18 protein-coding genes are annotated in these 24,788 nt (G+C 64.9%); 13 read left to right on the top strand and 5 right to left on the bottom strand.

The genetic code is table 11. The features are described 5' to 3' along the window. Positions 1–9 precede the first annotated feature (9 nt). Positions 10–258, top strand: a complete 249-nt coding sequence (locus tag ACDA63_RS12580) for a GlsB/YeaQ/YmgE family stress response membrane protein (protein ID WP_373663603.1) — start codon at positions 10–12, stop codon at positions 256–258. A gap of 89 nt (positions 259–347) precedes the next feature. Then, positions 348–2,546, top strand: a complete 2,199-nt coding sequence (locus ACDA63_RS12575) for a 3'-5' exonuclease (protein ID WP_373663602.1) — start codon at positions 348–350, stop codon at positions 2,544–2,546. 129 nt (positions 2,547–2,675) lie between these two features. On the opposite strand, the gene ACDA63_RS12570 is transcribed toward ACDA63_RS12575, so the two are convergent. Beyond that, positions 2,676–2,897, bottom strand: coding sequence for a DUF2116 family Zn-ribbon domain-containing protein (locus tag ACDA63_RS12570; RefSeq protein ID WP_373663601.1), 222 nt, complete (start codon positions 2,895–2,897; stop codon positions 2,676–2,678). Positions 2,898–3,122: 225 nt separating this feature from the next. Between ACDA63_RS12570 and ACDA63_RS12565 the strand changes: the two genes are divergently transcribed. Further along, positions 3,123–4,103, top strand: a complete 981-nt coding sequence (locus ACDA63_RS12565) for a glycosyltransferase (RefSeq protein WP_373663600.1) — start codon at positions 3,123–3,125, stop codon at positions 4,101–4,103. On the opposite strand, the gene ACDA63_RS12560 is transcribed toward ACDA63_RS12565, so the two are convergent. Further along, complete coding sequence (locus tag ACDA63_RS12560; RefSeq protein ID WP_373663599.1) at positions 4,061–5,470, bottom strand: O-antigen ligase family protein; 1,410 nt, start codon at positions 5,468–5,470, stop codon at positions 4,061–4,063. The two genes, ACDA63_RS12565 and ACDA63_RS12560, sit on opposite strands and share 43 nt — an antisense overlap. Positions 5,471–5,712: 242 nt before the next feature. After that, positions 5,713–6,495, bottom strand: a complete 783-nt coding sequence (gene cobA, locus ACDA63_RS12555; RefSeq protein WP_373663598.1) for a uroporphyrinogen-III C-methyltransferase — start codon at positions 6,493–6,495, stop codon at positions 5,713–5,715. A gap of 657 nt (positions 6,496–7,152) precedes the next feature. On the opposite strand from cobA, the gene ACDA63_RS12550 reads away from it, so the two are divergent. The 8 genes from ACDA63_RS12550 (at position 7,153) to ACDA63_RS12515 (ending at position 19,545) form a co-directional block, all read left to right on the top strand. Beyond that, on the top strand, positions 7,153–8,535 hold the full coding sequence (locus tag ACDA63_RS12550) for a TIGR03013 family XrtA/PEP-CTERM system glycosyltransferase (protein WP_373663597.1): 1,383 nt from the start codon (positions 7,153–7,155) through the stop codon (positions 8,533–8,535). Between the two features lie 36 nt (positions 8,536–8,571). Next, positions 8,572–10,632 carry an XrtA/PEP-CTERM system histidine kinase PrsK gene (gene prsK / locus ACDA63_RS12545; protein ID WP_373663596.1) on the top strand — a complete coding sequence of 687 codons (2,061 nt, stop codon included), beginning with the start codon at positions 8,572–8,574 and terminating at the stop codon, positions 10,630–10,632. 7 nt (positions 10,633–10,639) lie between these two features. Then, a complete protein-coding gene (prsR, locus tag ACDA63_RS12540; protein WP_373663595.1) occupies positions 10,640–12,019 on the top strand; it encodes a PEP-CTERM-box response regulator transcription factor in 1,380 nt (459 codons plus the stop codon). Positions 12,020–12,078: 59 nt separating this feature from the next. Further along, positions 12,079–14,874, top strand: a complete 2,796-nt coding sequence (gene prsT / locus ACDA63_RS12535; RefSeq protein ID WP_373663594.1) for an XrtA/PEP-CTERM system TPR-repeat protein PrsT — start codon at positions 12,079–12,081, stop codon at positions 14,872–14,874. Positions 14,875–14,932: 58 nt separating this feature from the next. After that, the gene (locus ACDA63_RS12530) at positions 14,933–16,213 is read left to right on the top strand and encodes a nucleotide sugar dehydrogenase (RefSeq protein WP_373663593.1); all 1,281 of its coding nucleotides are present in this window, start codon (positions 14,933–14,935) and stop codon (positions 16,211–16,213) included. Positions 16,214–16,230: 17 nt separating this feature from the next. Continuing rightward, complete coding sequence (locus ACDA63_RS12525) at positions 16,231–17,184, top strand: lytic transglycosylase domain-containing protein (protein ID WP_373663592.1); 954 nt, start codon at positions 16,231–16,233, stop codon at positions 17,182–17,184. Positions 17,185–17,257: 73 nt separating this feature from the next. Next, positions 17,258–18,061 carry a serine protease gene (locus ACDA63_RS12520; RefSeq protein ID WP_373663591.1) on the top strand — a complete coding sequence of 268 codons (804 nt, stop codon included), beginning with the start codon at positions 17,258–17,260 and terminating at the stop codon, positions 18,059–18,061. Next, positions 18,058–19,545, top strand: coding sequence for an NAD(P)H-hydrate dehydratase (locus ACDA63_RS12515; protein WP_373663590.1), 1,488 nt, complete (start codon positions 18,058–18,060; stop codon positions 19,543–19,545). The genes ACDA63_RS12520 and ACDA63_RS12515 overlap by 4 nt, the downstream gene beginning before the upstream one ends. A gap of 30 nt (positions 19,546–19,575) precedes the next feature. Here the strand turns inward: ACDA63_RS12515 and ACDA63_RS12510 are convergent, their stop codons facing one another. Together ACDA63_RS12510 and ACDA63_RS12505 are read right to left on the bottom strand one after the other, a co-directional pair. Then, entirely contained in the window at positions 19,576–19,989 is a 414-nt protein-coding gene (locus tag ACDA63_RS12510; protein ID WP_373663589.1) for a VOC family protein, read from the bottom strand. Between the two features lie 31 nt (positions 19,990–20,020). Further along, on the bottom strand, positions 20,021–20,461 hold the full coding sequence (locus tag ACDA63_RS12505) for a hypothetical protein (protein ID WP_373663588.1): 441 nt from the start codon (positions 20,459–20,461) through the stop codon (positions 20,021–20,023). 177 nt (positions 20,462–20,638) lie between these two features. Here ACDA63_RS12505 and ampD point away from each other — a divergent pair, with 177 nt between their 5' ends. Then, on the top strand, positions 20,639–21,223 hold the full coding sequence (ampD, locus tag ACDA63_RS12500) for a 1,6-anhydro-N-acetylmuramyl-L-alanine amidase AmpD (RefSeq protein ID WP_373663587.1): 585 nt from the start codon (positions 20,639–20,641) through the stop codon (positions 21,221–21,223). Between the two features lie 358 nt (positions 21,224–21,581). Further along, the gene (locus ACDA63_RS12495; RefSeq protein WP_373663586.1) at positions 21,582–24,470 is read left to right on the top strand and encodes a ribonucleoside-diphosphate reductase subunit alpha; all 2,889 of its coding nucleotides are present in this window, start codon (positions 21,582–21,584) and stop codon (positions 24,468–24,470) included. The last annotated feature ends 318 nt before the right edge of the window (positions 24,471–24,788 follow it).

Raw genomic sequence — 24,788 nt, 5'->3', positions numbered from 1 at the left:
AAAACAGACATGGGCATCCTGTACACGATCCTGATCGGCCTGGTCGTCGGCCTTGTGGCCCGCGCCATCAAGCCCGGCGACGACAGCATGGGCTGGCTGCTGACCATCGCTCTGGGTATCGTCGGCGCGCTGGTCGCCACCTATGGTGGGCAAGCGCTCGGTATCTACCGGGCAGGCGAGGGCGCCGGATTCTTCGGCTCGATCGTCGGCGCCATCATCGTGCTGGCGGTGGTGGGATTGATTCGCAAGCGCTCCTGAGACATCGCGCCCCGCCCGCTCCGGGCGGCCATCAGAAGGGCGACGGCGGTCGGCCGCTATAATGCGCGGCTGACTCGCCGGTTCCGCCCATGCCTACACTGCTCGACAATCTCAATCCCGAACAACTCGCCGCCGTTACCCTGCCGCCGCAGCCCGCCCTGATCCTGGCCGGGGCCGGATCGGGCAAGACGCGCGTGCTGACCACCCGCATTGCGTGGCTGCTGCAGACCGGGCAGGTCGGGCAGAGCGGCATCCTGGCAGTGACCTTCACCAACAAGGCCGCGCGCGAAATGCTCACGCGCCTGTCCGCCGCGCTGCCGATCAATACGCGGGGCATGTGGATCGGCACCTTTCACGGGTTGTGCAATCGTCTGCTGCGGGCTCATTACCGCGACGCGGCGTTGCCGCAGACCTTCCAGATACTGGACACGGCCGATCAGCTCGCCGCCATCAAGCGCTTGCTCAAGGCGCTGAACGTGGATGACGAGAAATTCCCGCCGCGCGAGCTGCAGTACTTCATCTCGGCCCAGAAAGAAGCTGGCCTGCGCCCGTCCGCGGTCGAAGCCTGGGACGACTTCACCCGTCGCAAGGTCGAGCTGTACGCTGAATACGACGCCCAGTGCCAGCGCGAAGGCGTGGTCGACTTCGCCGAGTTGTTGCTGCGCTGTTACGAATTGCTGGAGCGCAACGAGCCGATCCGCCGGCACTACCAGATGCGCTTCCGCCACGTTCTGGTCGATGAGTTCCAGGACACCAACGTGCTGCAATACAAATGGCTCAAGCTGCTGGCGGGCTATGGCACGCCGGAGCCGGCGGCCGTGTTTGCCGTGGGCGACGACGACCAGTCGATCTACGGATTCCGTGGTGCTGAAGTCGGCAACATGCGTGACTTCGAACGCGAATTCCGTGTTGCCAATGTCATCAAGCTCGAACAGAACTACCGCTCGCACGGCAACATTCTCGACGCGGCCAACGCCATCATCGCCAACAACGCCAAGCGGCTGGGCAAGAATCTATGGACCGACCAGGGCAGCGGCGAGCCGATCCGCGTCTATGAGGCCGTCACCGATCAGGATGAAGCGCGCTGGATCATCGAAGAAATCCAGCAACTGGTGCGCGATGGCGCATCGCGTTCGGACATCGCGATCCTCTACCGTAGCAACGCCCAGTCGCGCGTGGTCGAGCACCAGCTTTTCTCTACCGGCATTCCATACCGTGTGTACGGCGGCCTGCGCTTTTTCGAGCGACAGGAAATCAAGCACGCGCTCGCGTACCTGCGACTGATCGCCAACGCCGACGACGATACCGCGTTCGCCCGGGTGGTGAATTTCCCCACGCGCGGCATCGGCGCCCGCTCGCTCGAACAACTTGCGGACGCTGCTCGTGTATATGGCACGAGCCTGTACGCAACGGTGTCGCATCTGTCCGGCAAGCCGGCGCAATCGATCGGTGCCTTCGTGCGCCTGATTGAAGACATGCGCAGCGTGACGCGCGATCTGCCGTTGGCCGAGATGATCGACCACGTACTCGATGCGTCGGGCCTGCGCGAACATTATCGGCACGAGAAAGAAGGCGAGGACCGCCTCGCCAACCTCGACGAACTCATCAATGCCGCCGTCAATTTCGCGGCCGAAGAGAACGCGCCCGAAGACGACACCGGTGGCGACGATCTCAGCCGATTCCTCTCGCATGCATCGCTCGAAGCCGGCGAACACCAGGCCGATGCCGGGCAGGAGGCGATCCAGCTCATGACCGTCCATGCGGCCAAGGGGCTCGAGTTCGACGTGGTCTTTCTGACGGGGCTGGAAGACGGCCTCTTCCCGCACGAGAACTCCATCACCGAGATGGATGGGCTGGAAGAAGAACGGCGCCTGATGTACGTGGCCGTCACGCGCGCACGTCAGCGGTTGTACCTGTCGCTGGCGCAGAACCGCATGCTGCACGGACAGACGCGGTTTGCCATCAAGTCGCGTTTTCTGGACGAAATCCCCGAGTCATTGCTCAAGTGGCTCACTCCGCGCGTGCAACAAGGCTTCGGCACTTACGCCACGCCGCGCAATCATTCAGCGGAATTCCCCGCCGGATCGCGTGCGGCCGCACCGCGCAACAACAGCCGCGATCTCGGCGGACTGCGCATCGGCCAGCAAGTACGGCACGCCAAATTTGGCGCGGGGGTGATCGTCTCGGCCGAAGGCAGCGGACAGGACGCCCGTGTGCAGGTCAACTTCGGGGCCGGCGCGGGTGTGAAGTGGCTGGCGCTCTCGGTGGCGAAGCTCGAACCGATCTGAATGTGACGTCGCCCCCACAGCGGGGCCACGCTTTTCCTGCACCAGAACAAAAGCCCCTCTGCACGCGCAAGCGTGCAGAGGGGCTTTTTCACGCTGGATTGCCTCGCAGATTGATGACGCCTGCGGCCATCAAGCGTCAGTCCGTACTTTCGACGAGGTGACGGCTGCGGTTTCGCCGGCGAGTGCCGTGGCGACGCTGGCGCCGGCAAGAACCAGGACGACGATCGACACCAATAGCCGTACGACACGGCGCTTCCTGCCGCGAGGATCGGTCGAACTGCACCTGTCGCAGGTGCTGGCCGTAGCGCTGATGGCATTCGCGCAATGCGTGCATCGATGTCTGTGGCTCATGGCGACGAGGGGCGAAAATGAATGGGTCGGGCGCGATTGTCGGATCTTTCGCTCTTGCGTTCTTGGCGGAAATCAAACGGCAGTCCACTGTTATTTGTCGCAGCAAAACCAAGAGAATGGAGACAGCGGAGTGGCGATGTTCTTCTCCATTTTCAGAGGATTCCCATTGATCGGGGGGGCGGCCCTGAATAGCGTTGAGCGTTTGCTTTTTCTGCGCCTGCGCTCATGTCGAAGACCTTTCTGGTGGCCGCCCCGACCGGAGCAAATCGTACGAAGAACGGCCGCTGCCTCGGCAGGGCGCTCGAACGGTTGGGCTTTACGGTTCACTTCTTCGACTACGACAATTGCGGCGCGCTGGCGTGCGTGCCGAAGCCTTTGCGGGGAGCACGATGGGAGAGCGCCGCCAGAGCATGCGTCAATGAATCGCTCATCAAGACAGTCGCGCGCCTGCGACCGGATTACTTTCTGTGCGTAAAAGGCCTGGTGTTGTCCCGCGAGACGATCCGCGAAATCGGTGCAATGGGCGCCATGACAATCGGCTACTGGATCGATGATCCGCTCGACCACGCCCGCTCGCTCATCAACGCGGGCGCATATGACCTGTATCTCACCAACGACGCGCACAGCGTCGGCCACTACCGCGAAGCGGGTCTGAAGAACGTCCGTTACTTCCCCTCGGCCGTTGACGAGACGCTGTTCAGGCCGTGCGAGACAAAACACGGCAGCGCGTCGGTCAGCTTTGTCGGCACGGTGTCGGCGCGCCGCCGGGAAGTCATCACCGAAGTGCTGGATTTCGATATCTGCGCCTACGGCTCCGGCTGGAAGAAGCAGTCGTGGATGCCCTCCGCGAAGGCCGGGCACGAGGTGTTCGGCGACAGGCTCAACGAGGTTTTTTCATCGAGCAAGGTCAACCTGAACATCCACAACTGGTTCGGTCAGGGGACGGCGATGAACCTGCGCCTGTTCGAAGTCCCCGCGGCCGGCGGCTTTCTGCTCACCGATTGGGTGAAGGAGATCGATGAGCACTTCGTCGAGGGCAAGCACATCGCCTGCTGGCGCAGCATCGAAGAGCTTCGCGACAAGATCGGCTGGTTCCTGTCGCACGAATCGGAGCGGACGCGCATTGCGGCCGAAGGGCATGCGCACGTGCTCAAGCACCACACCTACACCGTCCGTGCCCGCGAGTTGCTCGCGATGGTTGCCTGATCGAGTTCCGTGGCCGATCGCCCGGTCGCCAGGCAGGCGCCCACCAGCAGGCCCACCAGCGAGAAAAACACGTTTGCCAGTTCACGATCGTAGAAGTCGTCCGTCGCGTTCTTCGCCAGCAGCGTCACGACCAGCATGAACAGCACCATGCCGGCGATCCGATCGGGCGAACTCGCTCGCGCCATCCTCACGCTCTGGTAGAGCAGTCCGGCGAGCGACGCGACGAAGAGCGCAGCGCCCACCCAACCAAGCTGCACCCACATGCTCAGCAGCAGATTGTGCGGATGCCATCCACGATAAAGGCGGGCTGGAGCGTACAGAGGATGGTCCGGTTCGTTGGCGGCCGACGCGGTGCGTTTGCTGAAGCCAGTGCCGATCCACGGCGATTTTTCGCCGATGTCGATCCAGTAACGCCAGATGATGCGACGTGGGTCCTGCTCGATCGCGCTTGCCGCGCGCGACAGGCTATCGTCGCCATGTGCCGCGTTCGGGGCTCGCAGATTGAGTAGCGTGACGAGCAGGATGCCGCACAGAGCCGCGACGGCGCAGGCGCCCAGGCACAGGCGCTTCGTCATGGCGCGGCGCACTCCCCGGCGATGGATGCGGAACGCCACCACGCAGGCGAACTGAGCCAGCAGACAACCCCAGAACATGCGGTTCTGCGTGGCCGCGCCGCACGCGACGGCGATCGCGATGGCCGTCACGCCAGTGGCGCGCCCGACGATGCGGGCGCGCGTCGCCCACCACAGCACCGGCAGCATGATGACAAGCATGGTCGACGCCTTACCGGGCCCGGGGAACCAGCGCAGCAGCGGTGAGTCGGCCAGCGAGGCCGGGAGTCCTTGCGCAATGGCGGCGATACCAACAGCCGTACCTGTCATGACCATCGTCAGCGCGATGAGCGCGAGTCCGGCCAGCAAGCCGATGATGGTCTGTCTCACTTGGCCGGCGCGGCCAAGGTAATAGGCGCCGAACAGGCAGCCCAGGGGCATCCACACGTCGGACGCCAGGCGGCTGATGGAAGCCCCGGGGCGCAACGACCACAGCAGCGACAGTGTTGCGAACCCGGACCACGCCAGCAGGGGCAGGCTCACGACGCGCGGCATCGTTGCGCATGGGGGCGCCTTGCGATGGTCCGTGATAGCGATCGCAACGGCGCAGACCAGAATCAGCGCGCCGATGAACAGATGCGCCCCGTGCGTGTGCGAGATATGCGCAAGGGCAATCTGTGCCGGCATCAGAACACCGAGCGCTGCGATCAGACGGCTCTCAAGATAAGGGGCGGGCGATGCGCGCTTCTGGAAATGCTGGTGCTCGGACTTCATGTACTGTTGCGGCACGGGAAAGCTTGCCGGCGTGATTCTCATTCAAGACATGCACAGGCATCGATATTCCGATGCGCCGCCGTATCGCTTGCCGTATTGGGAGGAGATGTCGCCCCCTGCGAGGGTGGGGCCCCACATCGGGGCGTGTTTTGCGGACAACCTACGCCACAGAACCGGGCGAGTATGGCACAGGTGAGCAAAGAGGGGCTGTCAGTAGAGTCCGAAAATCCATCAGAGCCCAGTGCGCGGCAGTTGCCGCAATGCCCCGCGTCGCGCAATGGATATCAGTGCGGTGCCGCGCCTTCAAACCACTGCAGCGCGTCGCGCAGACTGACCACGCTGCCGATGATCAGGAGGGCCGGCGAGGTGATGCCGGCCGCGATGACTTTGTCCGGCAATTCGGCAATGCCACCGGTGATCGTGACCTGACTGGGCAAGGTGGCATCCTGCACGCATGCCGCTGGCATGTCCGGCGCCATGCCGGCTTCGACCAGATGGCGGCTGATGCTGGGCAAGGCGCCCAGGCCCATGTAGATCACCACCGTCTGCCCCGGGCGCACCAGCGCGGGCCAGTCGAGCGAGCACGTGCCGTCCTTGACATGGCCGGTCACGAAGACAAGCGCCTGAGCGTGCTCGCGATGCGTGAGCGGAATACCGGCGAATGCCGCCGCACCGGTCGCGGCAGTGATGCCGGGTACGACCTCGAACGCGATTCCTGCCCCGGCCAGCTCGGCGATCTCCTCGCCGCCACGCGCAAACACGAACGGGTCGCCGCCCTTGAGCCGCACCACGTTCTTGCCCGCCAGCGCCAGCGTGACGAGCAGCCGGTTGATGTCAGGCTGCGGCAGCGTATGGTTGCCTGCCTGCTTGCCGGCATAGATGAACTCCGCATCCTTGCGCGCCAGCGCGAGGATGTCGGGCCCGACCAGTTTGTCGTAGACGATCACGTCGGCGGCGCCAATCAGGCGCGCGGCGCGCAGGGTCAGCAGATCGGCCGCACCGGGACCGGCCCCGACCAGATGAACCTTGCCGGGCGTGGGAGAGGGGGCGGGGGTGTGGTGTGGCATTGCGTGAGTCAGAGTGGATCGGTGGTCCGGCTGCCGGACGGCAGTCATCGAAGCCCGATTCTACCCGCGGCAGCAGCGTGCACGATCTACCAGGAGGGAATGCTGGCGTGCCAGCAGGTTCTGCTGAAGAGGAAGAGGCGCGCTGAGCGTACCCGCCAGACTCGCGATGGAACGCATGCCGCCCAGCTCGGACCTGTCTCTCGCGCAAGAAGCGCTCCGAGCGGACCTTCGGGCAATTTCGCTGCGCTGCGCAATTTCGGCTGGCGCCGCTGCCCGCGCTTCCTATACTCCTACAGCTTCCGCCGGGGAAGGTGACCGTCTCATCAGGTCACCGGAAGTCGCTCCTTTTCGACGCGCGAGCGTCTTCTCCATCGTACCGCCTGTGCCGTATTGCATGACGAATGCACCCTGGAGCGTGCCATGCCTGACAGGTATGCGTGTCCAACCGGGCAAGCTGCCCACTCGGGAAGGGTGTGCCACGCATGGCGTGACTGACTTCACGGCATGATCCTCGACCATCGCGTAAGGTGCGTCTGGCCTGCTCCAGCGCATTGACAAACGATGCTGGAGTCTACGCAAAAGGCGGTTTTCCGAAGGTTCGGCGGCGTCGCAGATCGCGGTTGCCGGAAGGTCTGCGGTGAGTTCCCGGGGGCGGCGATGCTCAGGCTGTTCAACCACTATTTTCCAACCAATGCGGTGTTCCAGGTGCTGGTCGACACGATCGTCCTGTTCCTGGCCATCGTGGTGGCTGCCTTTGCGACCAGCGACGGTTCGGCATCGCTCGGCGTCATCGGGCCTTCCGCACTGTTCTTCGCGATCGTCATGCTGATCGTGGGTACGGCGCTCGGATTCTATCGATCGCAACGCGAGCGCTCCGTGCGCATCTTGCTGGCGCGGGTCGCTCTGACGCTCGTCATCAGTATTCCCATTGCCTACGGGGTCTTCCATGTCTTGCCATGGGGACACATGGAGCACGAAGCGCTGGATGCCATCGTGGTCATGCTGCTGGGCGCTGTGCTGCTGGCGCGCAGCCTTGCTCGCGGCAAACCCTTGAGTGCGCCATGGAGCCGTCGCGTGCTGGTCATGGGCACGGGCGTGGAAGCCGCATCGGTGGCGCAGACCATGCAGCACTCGAGCAACGCCGGCCTGTCGATCGTCGGGTTCTACCCGGTACCCGGTGCCGACGACCAGCAGGTGCATCCGTCCGAAGTGCTGCCCGCGCGCCGCACACTTCTGCAGACGGTGGCCGACCTGGAAGTGGACGAGATCATCATCGCCGTTCGCGAACGCCGTGGCGGCGCACTGCCGCTGGCGCAGTTGCTCGACTGCAAGCTCGCCGGCGTCAAGGTGCTGGATCTTTCGTGCTTCTTCGAACGCGTGCGCGGCCAGGTCCGGGTCGACACCTTGCGTGCGAGCTGGCTCATCTATGGCGAAGGTTTCCGCCAGGGTTTCCTGCGTACGCAGATCAAGCGTCTGTTCGACCTGTCGGCCGCCATCGTGCTGCTGCTTCTGGCCGCGCCAGTGATGCTGCTGACGATGATCGCCATCTACATCGAAGACGGCGGCCCCATGCTCTATACGCAGGAGCGCGTGGGGCAGGGTGGGCGCCTGTTCAGCGTCATCAAATTCCGCAGCATGCGCAGCGACGCCGAAAGCGACGGAAAACCGCGCTGGGCGCAGACCAATGACAGCCGCGTGACACGTGTCGGCCGCATCATCCGCAAGGCGCGCATCGACGAGCTGCCGCAATTGTTCAACGTGCTGGTGGGCGACATGAGCATGGTGGGGCCGCGCCCCGAGCGCCAGTTCTTCGTCGATCAACTCACAGCGCAGATTCCCTTCTACTCGGTGCGTCATTCGGTCAAGCCGGGCGTGACCGGCTGGGCTCAGGTGCGTTACCAGTACGGCGCCTCGGTCGACGACGCCGTGCAGAAACTTCAGTACGACCTCTACTACGTCAAGAACCACACGCTGTTCCTCGACCTGATGGTGCTCGCCGAGACGGTGCGCGTGGTGATGACGGGCGAAGGTGCGCACTGACGTGGCGCGACCGCGCAGGGCGCCGTTGGGGGACTGATGCACTCCGCTGTCGAACAGATCTTCTTCTGGTCATTCGCCGTCGCCGCGGTGATGTTCGGCCTGCTGGCGCTGTATCTCGGAACGGGTTGGCGCGGCGGTCGACTGGGCGGCCTGCTCCTCGGCGCGGTCGGGACGTCCGCCCTGTGGTGCGCGCTGTCGGCGCTGTTCGGTCGTCTTACGCCTTCGCTGCCGATGCTCGCCGGCGTGGCCGTCGCGGGACTGGCGCGCCAGGCGCTGTGGTCGCTCTTCCTGCTCGGGCTCCTTCGCGTGGCGGTACCGGCCGATGCACGGGGCGCCGCACCGCGCATTTTTGCCGGAGCGGGCCTCGTGCTGTTCGGCCTGCTCGCCGCAATGACCTTCTTTGGCGGACCGCTGGATGTGTCCCGGCGGGGGCAGTTGCTGCCTGCGTTGCTGTTCGCCATCTGGCAACTGGCCCTGGTCGAGCAGGTGTATCGCAACTTTCCGCCGACCTCGCGCTGGGGGATCAAGCCGCTGGTCGTCGGGCTGGGCTGCGCTTTCGCGTTCGATCTCTACCTGTTTGCCGATGCCTTCCTCTTCGGTCGCATCGATGCCGACGTGGCAGCCATCCGCGGATTGGTGCACGCGCTGGCGGTGCCACTGATCGCCATGTCGGCGGTGCGCAGCCACGACTGGACCTTCCGCGTCACCGTCTCGCGCGAGATGGTGTTCCACACCACGGCGCTTGCCGCCTGCGGGCTGTACCTGCTGCTGGTGTCGGGCGCCGGGTATTACGTGCGCTGGTTCGGCGGGGACTGGGGTCGTTCGCTCCAGATGGTGCTGCTGTTCTCCGCACTGCTGCTGCTGATGGTGGTGCTGTTCTCGGGTTCGGTTCGTTCGCGGCTGCGTGTCTGGGTGGGCAAGCATTTCTTTGTCTATCGCTACGACTACCGCAATGCCTGGCTCAAGTTCACCCGTGCGCTCACCTCTCCGCCGGCCGGACAGACGAGCGAGCAGGGGCTGATCGGGGCGCTCGCCAATCTGGTCGAAAGCCCCGGCGGCGTGCTGTGGCAGCGCGATGCCGACGGCATGTTCCGTCCGCGCGCTTTCCTGTACCAGACCGATCAGGGTGGCGAAGAACCCGGGGACGGTCCCCTCTGCATGCTCATGCGTACGCGCGGCTGGATCGTCAACGTGGACGAATGGCGCACGCGGCCCGAGGCCTACGACGGCATCGCCGTGCCCGCGTGGCTGGTGGCGCACACCGATTCGTGGCTGGTGGTGCCGCTGCTGTGCGAAGAGGAATTGATCGGCTTCGTCGTGCTCGCCGCTGCGCGCGCGCCAGTCGACGTGAACTGGGAAGTGCTCGACCTGCTCAAGACGGCGAGTCGACAGGCAGCAAGCTACCTCGCCCGGGCCACCGCACTCGCGGCCCTGCTCGAGGCGCAGAAGTTCGATTCGTTCAACCGCATGTCGGCCTTCGTGGTGCACGACCTCAAGAACCTCGTGGCGCAACTGGCCTTGCTGCTCAAGAACGCGGACCGGCACAAGAACAACCCGGAGTTCCAGGCCGACATGCTGCTCACGGTCGAGAACGTTGCCGAGCGCATGCGCGCGCTCATGCAGCAACTGCAGAACAAATCGCCCATGGAGCCGCGCCGCCTGGTCGATCTGGCCGACGTGTGCACGCGCATCGTCGCCGCGCGCGGGCCTGGCATCTCGCTCGAGTGCGACACGGAGCTTGCGGTGCTGGCGCATGCCGAACGGCTGGAACGCATCATCGGCCACGTCGTGCAGAACGCCCGCGAAGCGACACCCGAGAGCGGACGCGTCGGCGTCGAGGTCCGTCGCGAAGGGGCACAGGCCGTCGTGCGCGTGACCGACGAAGGTTGCGGCATGTCGGCCGAGTTCATCCGCGAGCGTCTTTTCCGGCCGTTCCAGACCACCAAGACCAATGGCATGGGACTGGGCGCGTTCGAGGTGCAGCAATACATATCCGAGCTGGGCGGCCGCGTGGCCGTCGACAGCACACCCGGCAAGGGCACGCGCGTGACCCTGTACCTGCCTTTGACGGACCGCGTCGAGCGGTTCGCTGCGTGAATCCGCCATGAGTGCTTCTCCCGACAAGATGCGCACGCTGCTGATCGTCGAAGACGATCCCGCCTTGCAGCGTCAACTGAAATGGGCCTTCGACGACTTCGAAGTCGTGCTGGCCTCGGACCGCGAATCGGCCATCGCCCAGTTGCGGCGCTTCGAGCCGGCGGTGGTGACGATGGACCTGGGGCTGCCGCCCGCGCCGGACGATGTGACCGAGGGGATGCGCCTGCTGGAGGAAATCCTCGCGCTGTCGCCCGACACCAAGGTCATCGTGCTCACCGGCCAGCATGACCGCGAACACGCTGTGCGGGCGGTGGGGCTCGGCGCATACGACTTCTTCCCCAAGCCGTTCGAGCCCGAGATGCTCCAGCTCACCATTGCGCGCGCGCATCGTTACTACGAACTGCAGCAGGAGAACCGTCGGCTCGCCGCTCTGCAGGGCGCTGGTGCGCTGTCGGGCCTGCTTAGCCGCGACCCCGGCATGCTGCGCATCTGCCGCACGATCGAGAAGGTTGCCCCCAGCAATGTCACCGTGATGCTGCTCGGCGAAAGCGGTACGGGCAAGGAATTGCTGGCACGTGGTGCGCATGATCTATCGTCGCGTCGCGGCGAGCGCTTTGTTGCCATCAACTGCGCGGCGATTCCCGACACGCTGCTGGAGGCCGAACTCTTCGGCTACGAACGCGGAGCCTTCACCGGCGCGGTCAAGCAGACGCCGGGCAAGTTCGAGCTGGCGCACAAGGGCACGCTGTTCCTCGACGAGATCGGCGATCTGCCGCTGCCGCTGCAATCGAAGCTGTTGCGATTTCTGCAGGAGCGGCGCGTGGAACGCATCGGCGGGCGCGAGGAAATTCCGGTAGACGTTCGCGTGGTATGCGCCACGCATCAGAACCTTCAAGCCAAGATCCGCGACGGCAGCTTCCGCGAGGACCTTTTCTACCGTCTCGCCGAGATCGTGGTGGACATTCCCCCGCTGCGCGTGCGCGAAGGCGACGCCAGTCTCATCGCGCATGCGTTCGTGCAGCGCTACGCGCAGGAGAACCGTCGCGGCAGCATGACGCTGACCGAAGACGCGGTGGCGGCGATCGAGCAATACGACTGGCCGGGCAACGTCCGCGAACTGGAAAACCGCATCAAGCGCGCGGTGGTGATGGCAGAGGGCAATCGCATCGCGGCCGAGGACGTCGGGCTGACGGCGGCCGAAGAGGACTTCTCTGCGCTCAACCTGCGGCAGGTGCGCGAAGAGGCCGAACGGCGCGCCGTCGTGCGCGTGCTCGCGCGCGTCAACGGCAACATCGCCCACGCGGCGGAAGTGCTCGGTGTGTCGCGTCCGACGCTGTACGACCTGATGAACCGCTTTGGCATCCGCAAGGACGTCGCTCAGACATGAACCTCACATCCAGCCCCGCATCCCGGAACCGGCTCGGCGCAATCGCTGGGATTGATGAAATGAGTTCTCAGAGCCTCCACACCATGACCACATTGCTGCGCACGATGTCCCTCACCGCCGTCCTGGCGATGCTCACCGCATGTTCATCGGGCGATCCGGACAAGCTGCTGGGCGAGGCGCGCCAGGCGATCGCCAAGCGCGACTACGCGACCGCCATCATCCAGATCAAGAACGTTCTGCAGCAGGACGCAGGCAACGGTCAGGCCCGCGTGCTCTTTGCGCAGGCCCTGCTCGAGCAGCGCGACGCCACCGGTGCGCTCGACGAATTGCGCAAGGCGCAATCGGCCGGCTTCGATCCGGAGCAGGTGGCGCCGCTGACCGCGCGTGCGCTGGGCGTCGGCGGCCAATGGCAGAAGGTGGTCGACGAATTCGCCCACACGCAGCTCAAGACAGCCGCTGGAAACGCGAACCTCGCCGTCGAAGTGGCGCGCGCCTACATGATGCTCGGCAAGCGCGAGGATGCGCGCCGGCAGTTCGAGCGCGCAGCGCAGGCGCAGCCCGACAACGTCGAAGCCGAACTGGGCGCGGCGCGCATCGCGCTGATGGATCGCGACGTGCCCACTGCGCTCGGCATCACCGAGATGGTGATGGGACGCCATCCGAACGAAGTCGAACCCCAACTGCTGCGCGCCGAATTGCTGATCGTGCAGAACCGCGTGCCGGATGCCATCGCCCAGTTCGAGAAAGTCACCCAGGCTCGCCCGGATGATCCGCGCGCGTATGGGCGACTGGTCGCGCTGTACATCGGCCTCAACGAACTCGACAAGGCACAGACGAACGTCGAAGCGCTGGTCAAGGTGTCGCCCGGCACGCTGCAGACGGTGTACTTCCAATCGGTGCTGGCGCTGCGGCAGGGCAAGTGGGTGGCGGCGCGCGATGGCGCGGCCAAGGTTCTGCGTGCGGTGCCCGATTACCAGCCGGCCTTGGTGGTGGCGGGCAGCGCCAACATCCGGCTGAACGATCAATTGCAGGCACAGGCCATGCTCAAGAAGGTCGTCAAGGCGCAGCCCGATGCTGCCATGCCGCGCCGCCTGCTGGCCGAGTCGTATGTGGCTGCGCGCAACGCCGACGATGCGCTGGCGACCCTGGCGCCGCTCAAGCCGGAGACCTCGGACAGCCCGGACCTGCTCAATCTGGTCGGACAGGCGTACCTGCTGAAGGGCGATTTCGAACGCTCCACCGAAGCTTTCACCCGGCTCGCCCAATTGCGTCCCAACAGTGCCCAGGCGCGCATCAACCTGGGGCTCGCGCGCATGTATTCCGGCGATGAGAGCGCCGGCATGCATGAGCTGGAAGCGGCCACCAAGCTCGATGCCACGCGCGTACAGGTCGACGCCGCCATCGTGGCCGCCCAACTGCGCAAAGGCGACACGAAAGAGGCGCTCGCCACGCTCGACGCGCTGGAAAAGCGCCAGCCCGACAATCCGCTGACCTACACCATCAAGGGACAGGTGATGCTGGCGGTCAACCGGCCGGCAGATGCGCGCACGGCGTTCGAGCGCGCCGCGCAATTGCAGCCGGGCAACCTCGAAGCGGCGATCCAGCTCGCGCGTCTCGACGTGGCCGACAAGAAAGTGGACGCGGCCCGCCAGCGCTTTATCGCCATCGTCGAGAAGGAGCCGAAGAACGTGCGTGCCTGGACGCTCCTGGCGCGACTCCAGCAAGACACTGGCGCGCCGGACAAGGAAGTGCAGGGAACGCTGGAAAAGGCCGTCGATGCCGATCCGACGCAGAACGAAGCCCGCGTGGCCCTGGTGCAACTACTGCTCAAGGGCGGCAAGAGCAAGGAGGCGCTGACGGTGGCGCAGCAGGCGCGGGCCGCCAATCCGGATACGTCGGAGGTGATGGCGCTGCTGGGGCGCACCCAGCTCGCCGCCGGTGTTCCGCAGCAAGCGGTGAGTACGTTCGGCAAGTTGCAGACGCTGCAACCGAACAATCCGGTGTTGCTGGCCGATCTCTCCACGGCCCAGCTCGCCGCGGGCGACAAGGCCGGCGCCGAGCAAAGCCTGCGTCGCGCGCTCGAACTGAACGGCGATTTCCGCGAGGCGCAACAGCGCCTGCTGGCGCTGATGCTTGCCGACAAGCGCTATGACGACGCGCTGGCCTATTCACGCGGGCTGCAGAAAGCCGATCCCAACGATGTCAGCGGCTACCTCTTCGAAGCCCGCGTGCAGGCTGAATCCGGTCATAAGTCCGAATCGACGGCCGCCTGGCAACAGGCCTACAAGCGTTCCAGGACGGCGGCGGCGGCCATCGGATTGCACAGCGCCTACATGGCCGAAGGCCGCAAGGATGACGCCCAACGCGTGGCCAACGAGTGGATCGCAGCCAATCCGCGTGACGTGACGGTGCGCACCTACCTCGGCATGAGAGCCACCGACGACAAGCGCTATGCCGATGCGATGACGCAGTACCAGGCTGTCGTCGCGGTCGCGCCGAATTCGCCGGTCGTGCTCAACAACATGGCCTGGATCGCCAACCAGACCAACGATGCCCGCGCCGTGGAGTACGCCGAAAAGGCACTCGCTGCGGCGCCGAATGCTCCCGAAGTGATGGAGACCGCCGGCAGCGTGTTCGTTGCGCACGGCCAGGAAAAGCGGGGGCTCGAATTGCTGCGCCAGGCCGTCGCGCTGGCGCCCAAGGCGGCGGACATCCGCCTGGGATATGCGCGCGCGCTGGCGCACACCGGCGACAAGAGCGCAGCCAGGAAGGAGTTGCAGGCTGCCACCGATTCAGTGCCTGACGGCAACGTCGCCCTCAGAACCGAAATCGATGCTTTCGCGAAAACGCTTTGAACACCTACCACGACGAACCCGGCGCCATTGAATGCGCCAGCAGAGAAGGGAAGTTGGCATGACAACCATCGCCGTTATCGGGCTGGGCTACGTAGGCCTGCCGCTCGCCGTGGAATTCGGCAAAAAACACCCGACCATCGGTTTCGATCTGTCGGCGACAAAGGTCGCGTCGTACCAGGACTTCATCGATCCCACGGGCGAAGTGTCGTCGCAGGATCTGCGCGCGGCCACGCAGTTGTCGTGCACCTGTGATCCGACCGCGTTGCGCGCTGCGGACTTCATCATCGTCGCAGTGCCCACACCGGTCGATGAGGCGCACCAGCCGGACCTGACGCCGCTGGTGAGCGCGTCGCAGTCGGTGGGGCGCAACCTCAAGCGAGGCGCCATCGTGGTGTTCGAATCGACGGTATATCCGGGTGCGACCGAAGAGGTGTGCATCCCCATCATCGAACGCGAGTCCGGCATGCGCTGGAAGGAAGGCTTCTTCGCAGGCTACAGCCCCGAGCGCATCAATCCGGGTGACAAGGAGCGCACCGTCACCCGCATCACCAAGGTGGTGTCCGGCGACACGCCGGCCACACTGGAAAAGGTGGCCGAGGTGTATGGCTCGGTCATCACGGCGGGCGTCTTCAAGGCCAGCAGCATCAAGGTCGCCGAAGCCGCCAAGGTGATCGAGAACACCCAGCGCGACCTGAACATTGCCCTGATGAACGAACTGGCGGTGATCTTCCACAAGCTGAACATCGACACACTGGAGGTGTTGCAGGCGGCCGGTACGAAGTGGAATTTCCTCCCGTTCCGTCCGGGCCTGGTTGGCGGTCACTGCATCGGCGTCGATCCGTACTACCTGACCCACAAGGCCGAGATGCTCGGCTACACGCCACAGGTGATCCTGGCCGGCCGGCGCATCAACGACGGCATGGGCAAGTACGTGGCCGAGCAGACCATCAAGCAGATGATCGCGGCGGACCAGCCGGTGAAGGGCGCACGCGTGATCGTGCTGGGCATGACCTTCAAGGAAAACTGCCCGGACATCCGCAACAGCAAGGTCATCGACGTGGTGCGCGAACTGCAAAGCTATGGCGTCGACGTCCGCGTGCATGACCCGATTGCGGTGTCCGCCGAGTGCGAGCACGAGTACGGCGTGGCGCTGACCAAGTGGGACGAGTTGCCCACCGCCGGCGCCATCGTCGCCGCCGTGTCGCACCACGCGTATCGCGAAATGGGCTTGCCGAAAATCCTGGAGAAACTGACGCGCGGCGGCGTATTCGTCGACGTGAAGAGTTCGTACGACGAGGCTGCGCTGACGCAGTCCGGCGCGGTGCCCTGGCGCCTGTAGTTGCCCCGGAGGCCGACATGCGCCCCGCCGCCCATTCGCGCATTTCCTGGCCAGCGCTCATCGCCCCGGCGGCGTTGTGGTGGGTGGTGCCCTGTTCGGCGCAGACGTCGACCCTGTCGCCGGGCGTGCAGCAGCAACTGGCGTTGAGCCTGGTGTCGCAGGCGGCCGCTTTCGAATACGGCGAAGGCGCGCCGCGCGATCCGGCACGCGCGGTCGAACTGTATTGCGAAGCTGCGCGCTACGGGTCGAGCGAGGCGCAATACAGTCTGGGCTGGATGTATGCCAATGGCCGTGGCGTGCCGCGCGATGAAGCGGTGGCCGCAACGCTGTTCGGCATGGCGGCGAGCCAGGGGCACCAGGGCGCCATCACGGCGTTGACGCATCTGCCGCCGCCCGGCGACAGCAAGCCCGATTGTCTGTCGGCCAAGGCCAGACCGCCGGGTGCTGTGTCGCTTTCGGCGGACAACGCGGCACTGTTCGCCGATACCGATGATCTGGATGCCTACGTGGCAGGCCTGCCGCGCGACAAGCAGCGCATTGCCGAGCTGGTGCGCGGGCTGGCGCCGCAATACAAGATCAATCCGCGTCTGGCGCTTGCCGTGGCCGTGGCGGAATCGAACCTGAACCTCATGGCGCGCTCGGACAAGGGGGCGCAGGGCATCATGCAGTTGATGCCCGATACCGCCACGCGCTTCGGGGTGCGCAAGATCTACGATCCGGGGCAGAACATCCGTGGCGGACTTTCATATCTGCGCTGGCTGTTGTCGTACTACCGGGGCGACGTGTTGCTGACCGTTGCTGCCTACAATGCCGGAGAAGGCGCGGTCGACCGGTTCAAGGGCATTCCGCCGTTCATGGAGACCGTGCTGTACGTCAAGCGCATCACGTCCTTCTTCAAGCCGTCCTCGCATCCGTTCGACGCCGCGCTGGCGACACCGTCGCCCATTGCGCTGGCTATCGGCGAGCCCTGAATCGCCCGGCGTGCGCGTGCTTTTTTCACGCGCTGCGCGCGATCCCTCTATATGTATACAGACAGGAGTCCGCATGACTGCCATTGTCCACCTCGCCCGTCGCCGTATGCTGCTCGCCGCGCTGTCCTTGCCGCTGCTCTGTGGCGCCGCAGTCGCGGCCGATCTGCCGACGAGCGTGGCGCGCATGCGTGCGTCCATCGTTGCCGTGGGCACTGTGCAACCGGGGCGCAATCCACAGTTCCGCGTACTCGGTACAGGCTTCGCGGTGGGCGACGGCACGCTGGTGGCGACCAACTTCCACGTGGTGCCCGAATTGCTCGATACCAACCGGTTAGAGACGCTCGCGATTGCGATCCCCGTGGCGGGCGCAACCGTCGCCGCGGTGCGCGAGGTGAGCAAAGTGTCGTCCGATCCGGCTCATGACCTCGTGCTGCTCAAGCTCGCTGGTGGAGCGCCACTGCCCGCACTGAAGATCGGTGACAGCGCAGCGGTGCACGAGGGCGACGCGATCGCTTTTACGGGCTTTCCGATGGGCGATGTGCTGGGGCTCTTTCCTGTGACGCATCGTGGCATCGTGTCGGCCGTCGCGCCCATCGGCATTCCTGTCACGCGCGCGCGCGATCTCGATGCACGCACGGTGCGCCAATTGTCGGCGGGCCCGTTCGACATTTTCCAGCTCGACGCGACGGCATACCCTGGACATAGCGGAAGCCCGATGTTCGAACCCGAAACGGGTGAGGTGGTCGGCATCCTGAACATGGTGTTCATCAAGGGCACGCGAGAAAGTGCACTCAGCCAGCCGTCGGGCATCAGTTATGCTGTCCCGGCGAAGTATCTTCAGGACCTGATCAAAGCCGCCCGGACCTCATCACCGTGAATGCGCACACTGCCCAACGCATCCTTCCCGTCGCCGACATCCGCCGTATCGAAGCCGCCCAAGGCGTAAATGCTTCTCCCCCGCTCATGGAGCGTGCCGGGCTGGCGGCAGCGCGGTGCGCGCTGGCGCTTTTCGGTGAGCGTGAAGGTGTCGTGCTGGTGGTGGCCGGGCCGGGCAACAACGGTGGCGATGGTTATGTGGTGGCGCGTTTGCTGCGCGAAGCCGGGCGCGAAGTGGTGGTCGCCAGTATGGCCGACCCTGATCGCCTGCCGCCGGATGCGGCTGCCGCTTACGGCGCATGGATGGCAGCAGGCGGCAGCGTCGTCGATGACTTCGTCGGCGGCCAGTGGGCATTGGTGGTTGATGCGCTATTGGGGATCGGCGTCACGCGCCCCGTCGAAGGGCGGCTCGCGGAATGGATCGAGCGCATCAATGCTTTCTCGTGCCCGGTGTTGTCGCTCGACGTGCCTTCGGGCCTGGATGCCGATACCGGCGTCGTGTACGGCGTTGCAGTACGCGCAACGCATACGGCGACTTTCATTGCCGCCAAACCGGGACTGCTCACGCTCGATGGCCCGGACCATTGCGGCACGTGCAGCGTGCACGACCTCGAACTCGATCTGGACAAGGCCGGCGGCGGCCGGGTGATCCAGCCGGATTCGTTCGCAGCCTGGCTCAAGCCGCGAGCGCGCAATTCGCACAAGGGCACGCATGGCGAAGCCGGCATCGTCGGCGGCGCCGCCGGCATGGCTGGCGCAGCCTTGCTGGCTGGTCGCGCGGCCTTGCGATTGGGGGCGGGGCGCGTGTATGTCGGTATGCTCGATGCGCAAGTGCTGAGTGTCGATGTGCTCCAGCCGGAGCTGATGCTGCGGCCGGCGGGCGACGTGCCTCAACTGGCCAGTGCGCTGCTGGTCGGCTGTGGGCTGGGGCAGAGCGAGGCGGCGCTGCAGATCATGCGGCGGGCGCTGGCCTTCGACGGCCCGCTGATCATCGATGCCGACGGCCTGAATTTGCTGGGGGCGCAGCCGGCGTTGGTCACGTTGCTCCAGGCTCGGCGACGGCCGACGGTGTTGACGCCGCATCCGGCCGAAGCGGGACGCCTGTTGCGACGTGATACGCATGCCGTGCAGGCGAGTCGTATCGCCGCTGCGGTGGAGATCGCGCAGAGCTTGCGCGCGCACGTGGTGCTCAAGGGGTGCGGCAGCATCGTCGCCACGCCGCAAGGGGGCTGGTCCATCAACACCAGCGGTCATGCCGGACTGGCGACGGCGGGTACGGGAGATGTGCTGGCCGGCTTTATCGTGGCCCTGTTGGCGCAGGGCTGGCCGGCGGAGGCCGCATTGCCCGCTGCGGTCCATCTGCATGGCGCCGCCGCGGACTTGTTGTTGAAAGAGGGCGTCGGACCGATCGGCCTGACAGCGGGAGAACTGGCCGACGCCGGCCGTCGCCTGCTCAATGCGTGGATCGCGGCGCGGGCGGTCTGAGGCATCTCGTCCAGCGCGCGTCGGCCGACATCAACCGATGTCTGGTCCGATGTGCATGAATGGGTTGTGGGCGACTTCCCAAAGGTGACCGTCGAGGTCGGCAAAGTAGCCCGAGTAACCGCCCCAGAACACTTTCTGCCCGGGTTTGATGAGTTTTGCGCCGGCAGCAACTGCCTGCGCGAGAACGGCGTCGACTTCTTCCGGGCTGCCGACATTGTGCGCCAGGGTGATGCCGCGGAAGCCGGAGCCGTCGGCCGCGACCTGTGCGTCGCGCGCCAGTTCGTCCCAAGGGAAGAGCGACAGCCATGCGCCGGCCAGCTCGAAGAAAGCCACGCCTTCCGAGTCCACCGGGTGGCGTGGCAGGCCCAGACCCTCCTGATAGAAGCGCGTGGCACGTTCGAGATCGGCGACGCCGAGGGTGATCATGCTGACGACGGGTTTCATTGAAGGCCTCCGGCGAGTGAGCGATGGCAGATTATCCGCCACAACCACAGGCGCAGCACGAAGAGCGCTGGCGTCCCATCCACTTGTACAGCCCCGGCGTGTCGCTGGCGTCGTGATCGGCCGTCCAGGCACCGAAGAACTGCGAGTAGTCGCGGGCGAAGACGAAGCTCGCCTTGCCATCGCCGTACTTGTCCTTCCAGATGCACTGGAGTTGGCGTTCGCCTACGGCGCGGCATTGGGTGAGCGTACCCGGCGTCGGTTCGTCTTCGTCTTCTTCCTGCGCCGAGTAGCTGCCCGTCATGGAGCCGTCGTCCGATTGGGTGAAGCGCGTGATAGCCGGGACCAGGGTGCCGCCGCTTTCGATGTAGCCGCGATAGGGGCGGGCGGTAAGACGATCGTCGGTGCTCTGCGGCGTTAGCGTCTGGCAGGCGGAAAGAAGAAGGGCGCCGAAAAGGAGGGCGATACGTTTCATGATGGAGCCTGCGCAAAAGGAATGATGCTAGGCGGCTGCCAGAGTACGCGCTTTGCGGCAGTCGTCTCGTGATTGTGGGAGTTTTCTGATCGATGGGCGGCGCGGTGGCGATCGGGCGCGGCACATGCGGGCGACGCGAGGCATAATCGCGTTATCCCATCGAGCGGCGTTGCCAACATGTCCCTCGCATTGACCGAATCACATGGGTGGCTCCCCGGCGCACATCGCGTCGATTCGCCGAATTTCGATGCGCGCCCGGATGGCGTCGAACCCAGCCTCATCGTTATCCATGCCATCAGTCTGCCGCCCGATCAGTTCGGCGGCCCCGGCATCGAACAGTTGTTCACCAACCGGCTCAATCCGGCCGAGCATCCCTATTACGAAGGCATCCATCAGTTGCGCGTGTCGGCGCATTTCGTCATCCGGCGCGATGGCGCCCTGGTGCAGTTCGTGTCGACCGCCGAACGCGCGTGGCATGCGGGGGTGTCGACCTGGCAAGGGCGCGAGCGCTGCAATGACTTTTCCATCGGCATCGAGCTGGAAGGCTGCGACACGCTGCCATTCACGGCCGCTCAATATGAAGCGCTGGCCGGACTCGTGGCCCGCTTGCGCCTGGCGCATCCATCGCTGATCGACATCGCCGGACACAGCGACATCGCACCTGGGCGCAAGACCGACCCCGGACCGTGTTTTGAATGGCAACGATTCCGTGCGTTGCTGGCCGTGCGAGAGGAACTGCTCAGTCGTTACGCGGGTGTCTAGGTGTAAATCCGATCGTTGATTTCGCGGCGCAGCATCGACGGCCGTGATCCAAAGCTATCCACAACGGGCGTGCCGCTTCGGCCGCCCCGTTTTTTTTGTCGACTTCCCTCAATCTCGCTTGGTGGCTGGGCGGGCAAGTCATCCCGCCTGTAGATAAGTCCGTGGATAAGAAGTGAAGAACATTTCATTCTTGTCAGAACGAGCGAGCGTCACTAGAATTAGTTGCATATCGGCCTTCGGCTACTACATCTAGTAGCTCAAGGCACAAAACACAGTCAGCTAGCAAGCGTCTTGACGGGCCATTCGGATGCGCATCCGCATGGCCCGTCGAGCGTCTTAGATCCCGAGGAGAGTATTCATGCAGCTTGCGACCAACCCTGCCACCACGTCGAATCACGTGGTCGAAGGCAGCACCCCGACCACGGCCGGCGGGAGTTCCGAATACGCCGACTACAAGATCCTTCGCCGCAACGGTTCGGTGGTTCCGTTCGAGCCGAACAAGATTGCGGTGGCGATGACCAAGGCGTTCCTGGCGGTCGAAGGCTCGCACGGTGCCGTGTCGGCGCGCGTGCGCGACGTGGTCGCTCAACTGACCGACGCAGTGGTCAAGGCGCTGGTGCGTCGCCAGCCCGCTGGCGGCACCTTCCATATTGAAGACGTGCAGGACCAGGTCGAGCTGGCGCTGATGCGTTCGGGCGAACACGACGTGGCCCGCGCCTATGTGCTGTACCGCGAGAAGCGTTCGGCCGAGCGTGCACGCGTGGCCTCGCAGGTGGGGCAGGTTTCGCTCAACGTGGTCGATAACGGCGTGCGTCGTCCGCTCGACATGGTGGCGCTCCATGCGCTGGTCGAGTCGGCCTGCATCGGCCTGGGTGACCACGTCAGCCCGGCGGCGATCCTGGAATCCGCCCTGCGCAATCTGTACGACGGCGTGCCGATCGACGAAGTGCGTCGCGCGCTGATCCTGGCTGCCCGCACGCTCATCGAGAAGGACCCGGACTACAACTACGTCACGGCGCGTCTGCAACTGCACGTGATCCGCCTGGAGGTACTGGGCGAGGAAGTCGCACAGGGCGCGATGGAGACCCGTTACGCCGAGTACTTCCCCAAGTACGTCAAGCTGGGTATCGAGGCGGAACTGCTCGACCCGCGTCTGGCCGAATACGATCTGGCCCGCCTGGCGTCGGCCATCGATTACTCGCGCGACCTGCAGTTCGGCTACCTCGGCCTGCAGACGTTGTATGACCGTTACTTCCTGCACATCGAAGAGCGCCGCATCGAACTGCCGCAGGTGTTTTTCATGCGCGTGGCGATGGGCCTTGCGCTGGGCGAGAAGGATCGCGAAGCGCGCGCCATCGAGTTCTACACGGTGCTGTCGAAGTTCGACTTCATGAGCTCGACGCCGACGCTGTTCAACGCCGGCACGCTGCACTCGCAACTGTCGTCGTGCTACCTGACGACGGTCGACGACGATCTCGACGGGATCTACCAGGCGATCAAGGAAAACGCGCTGCTGCAGAAGTTTGCCGGTGGCCTGGGCAACGACTGGACGCCGGTGCGCGCGCTGGGTTCGCGCATCAAGGGCACCAACGGCAAGAGCCAGGGGGTGATCCCGTTCCTGAAGGTGGTCAACGACACCGCCGTGGCGGTCAACCAGGGCGGCAAGCGCAAGGGCGCGGTGTGTGCGTACCTCGAGACGTGGCACCTGGACATCGAGGAGTTCCTCGACCTGCGCAAGAACACCGGTGACGAGCGCCGTCGTACCCACGACATGAACACGGCGAACTGGATTCCCGACCTGTTCATGAAGCGCGTGATGGAAGCGCGCGACTGGACGCTGTTCTCGCCGTCCGACGTGCCTGATCTGCACGACAAGTGGGGCAAGGAATTCGAGGCGGCCTACGTCGAATACGAACGCCGCGCCGACGCCGGCGAGATCAAGCTCTTCCGTCGCGTGCCGGCGCTGTCGCTGTGGCGCAAGATGCTGACGATGCTGTTCGAAACGGGTCATCCGTGGATCACCTTCAAGGACCCGTGCAACATCCGTTCGCCGCAGTCGCACGTTGGCGTGGTCCACAGCTCCAACCTGTGTACCGAGATCACGCTGAACACTTCGGACACCGAAATCGCCGTGTGCAACCTCGGCTCGGTGAACCTGATTGCCCACCTCAAGGACGAGGGCGGCAAGAAGGTGCTGGACCACGGCAAGCTGCGCAGCACCATCCGCATCGCCATGCGCATGCTGGATAACGTGGTCGACATCAATTACTACGCCGTCGACAAGGCGCGTAACTCCAACCTGCGCCACCGCCCGGTCGGCATGGGCATCATGGGGTTCCAGGACTGCCTGCACGCCCAGCGCATTCCCTACGCTTCGCAAGAGGCGGTGGAGTTCGCCGATCGTTCGATGGAAGCCGTCTGCTACTACGCCTACTGGGCGTCTACCGAGCTGGCCGAAGAACGTGGTCGCTACAGTTCCTTCGAAGGTTCGCTGTGGGATCGCGGCATCCTGCCTCTGGATTCGCTCGAACTGCTGGCGCAGGAGCGCGGCGGTTACGTCGAAGTCGACCGTTCCTCGACGATGGACTGGGACGCGCTGCGCAGCCGGATCAAGCAGGTCGGCATGCGTAACTCCAACTGCGTGGCGATTGCGCCGACGGCGACGATCTCCAACATTGTCGGTGTGGATGCCTGTATCGAGCCGACCTTCCAGAACCTGTTCGTGAAGTCCAACCTGTCGGGCGAGTTCACCGTCACCAACGAGAACCTCGTGCGCGACCTGAAGAAGCTCGGCCTGTGGGACGAGGTGATGGTCGCTGACCTGAAGTACTTCGACGGTTCGCTGGCCCGCATCGACCGCGTGCCGGAAGACCTGCGTCGCCTCTACGCCACCGCGTTCGAGATCGAACCGAAGTGGCTCGTGGAGTGCGCATCGCGTCGCTCGAAGTGGATCGACCAGGCGCAGTCGCTGAACATCTACATGGCCGGCGCCTCCGGTCGCAAGCTCGACGACACCTACAAGCTGGCATGGCTGCGCGGCCTGAAGACGACGTACTACCTGCGCGCGCTGTCGGCCACCGCTGCTGAGAAGTCGACCGGTCGCGGCGGCGAACTCAACGCCGTGCCGGTCTCTGGCGGTGTCTCTGCCGCAGCCTCAAGTGCAGCAGCCACGCCGAGCAACGCCGAGCTCTCTGAACCGGCGAAGTTCTGTTCCATTGACAACCCCGACTGCGAAGCCTGCCAGTAGGCAGGCGTAGCAGTCGGGGTTGCGGCGAAGCCACAACCCAACGCCGTCTCTGTCGAGAGACGGCGTACGAGCGAAGCGAGCTGCGAAGCTCTCCGCGGTAAGCAGCGGTAACGATCGGAGGGGGCGAAGCCACAACCTAACGCCGTCTCTGTCGAGAGACGGCGTACGAGCGAAGCGAGCTGCGAAGCTCTCCGCGGTAAGCAGCGGTAACGATCGGAGGGGGCGAAGCCACAACCTAACGCCGTCTCTGTCGAGAGACGGCGTACGAGCGAAGCGAGCTGCGAAGCCTGTCGGTGAGGCCGGTCAGGTCGCGGGAGT

Source organism: Uliginosibacterium sp. sgz301328 (genome assembly GCF_041807905.1).
Taxonomy (GTDB): Bacteria; Pseudomonadota; Gammaproteobacteria; order Burkholderiales; family Rhodocyclaceae; genus JBGVSA01.
Note: the sequence above shows the minus strand (reverse complement) of the source record. Positions and strands in the feature narration are given on the sequence as shown.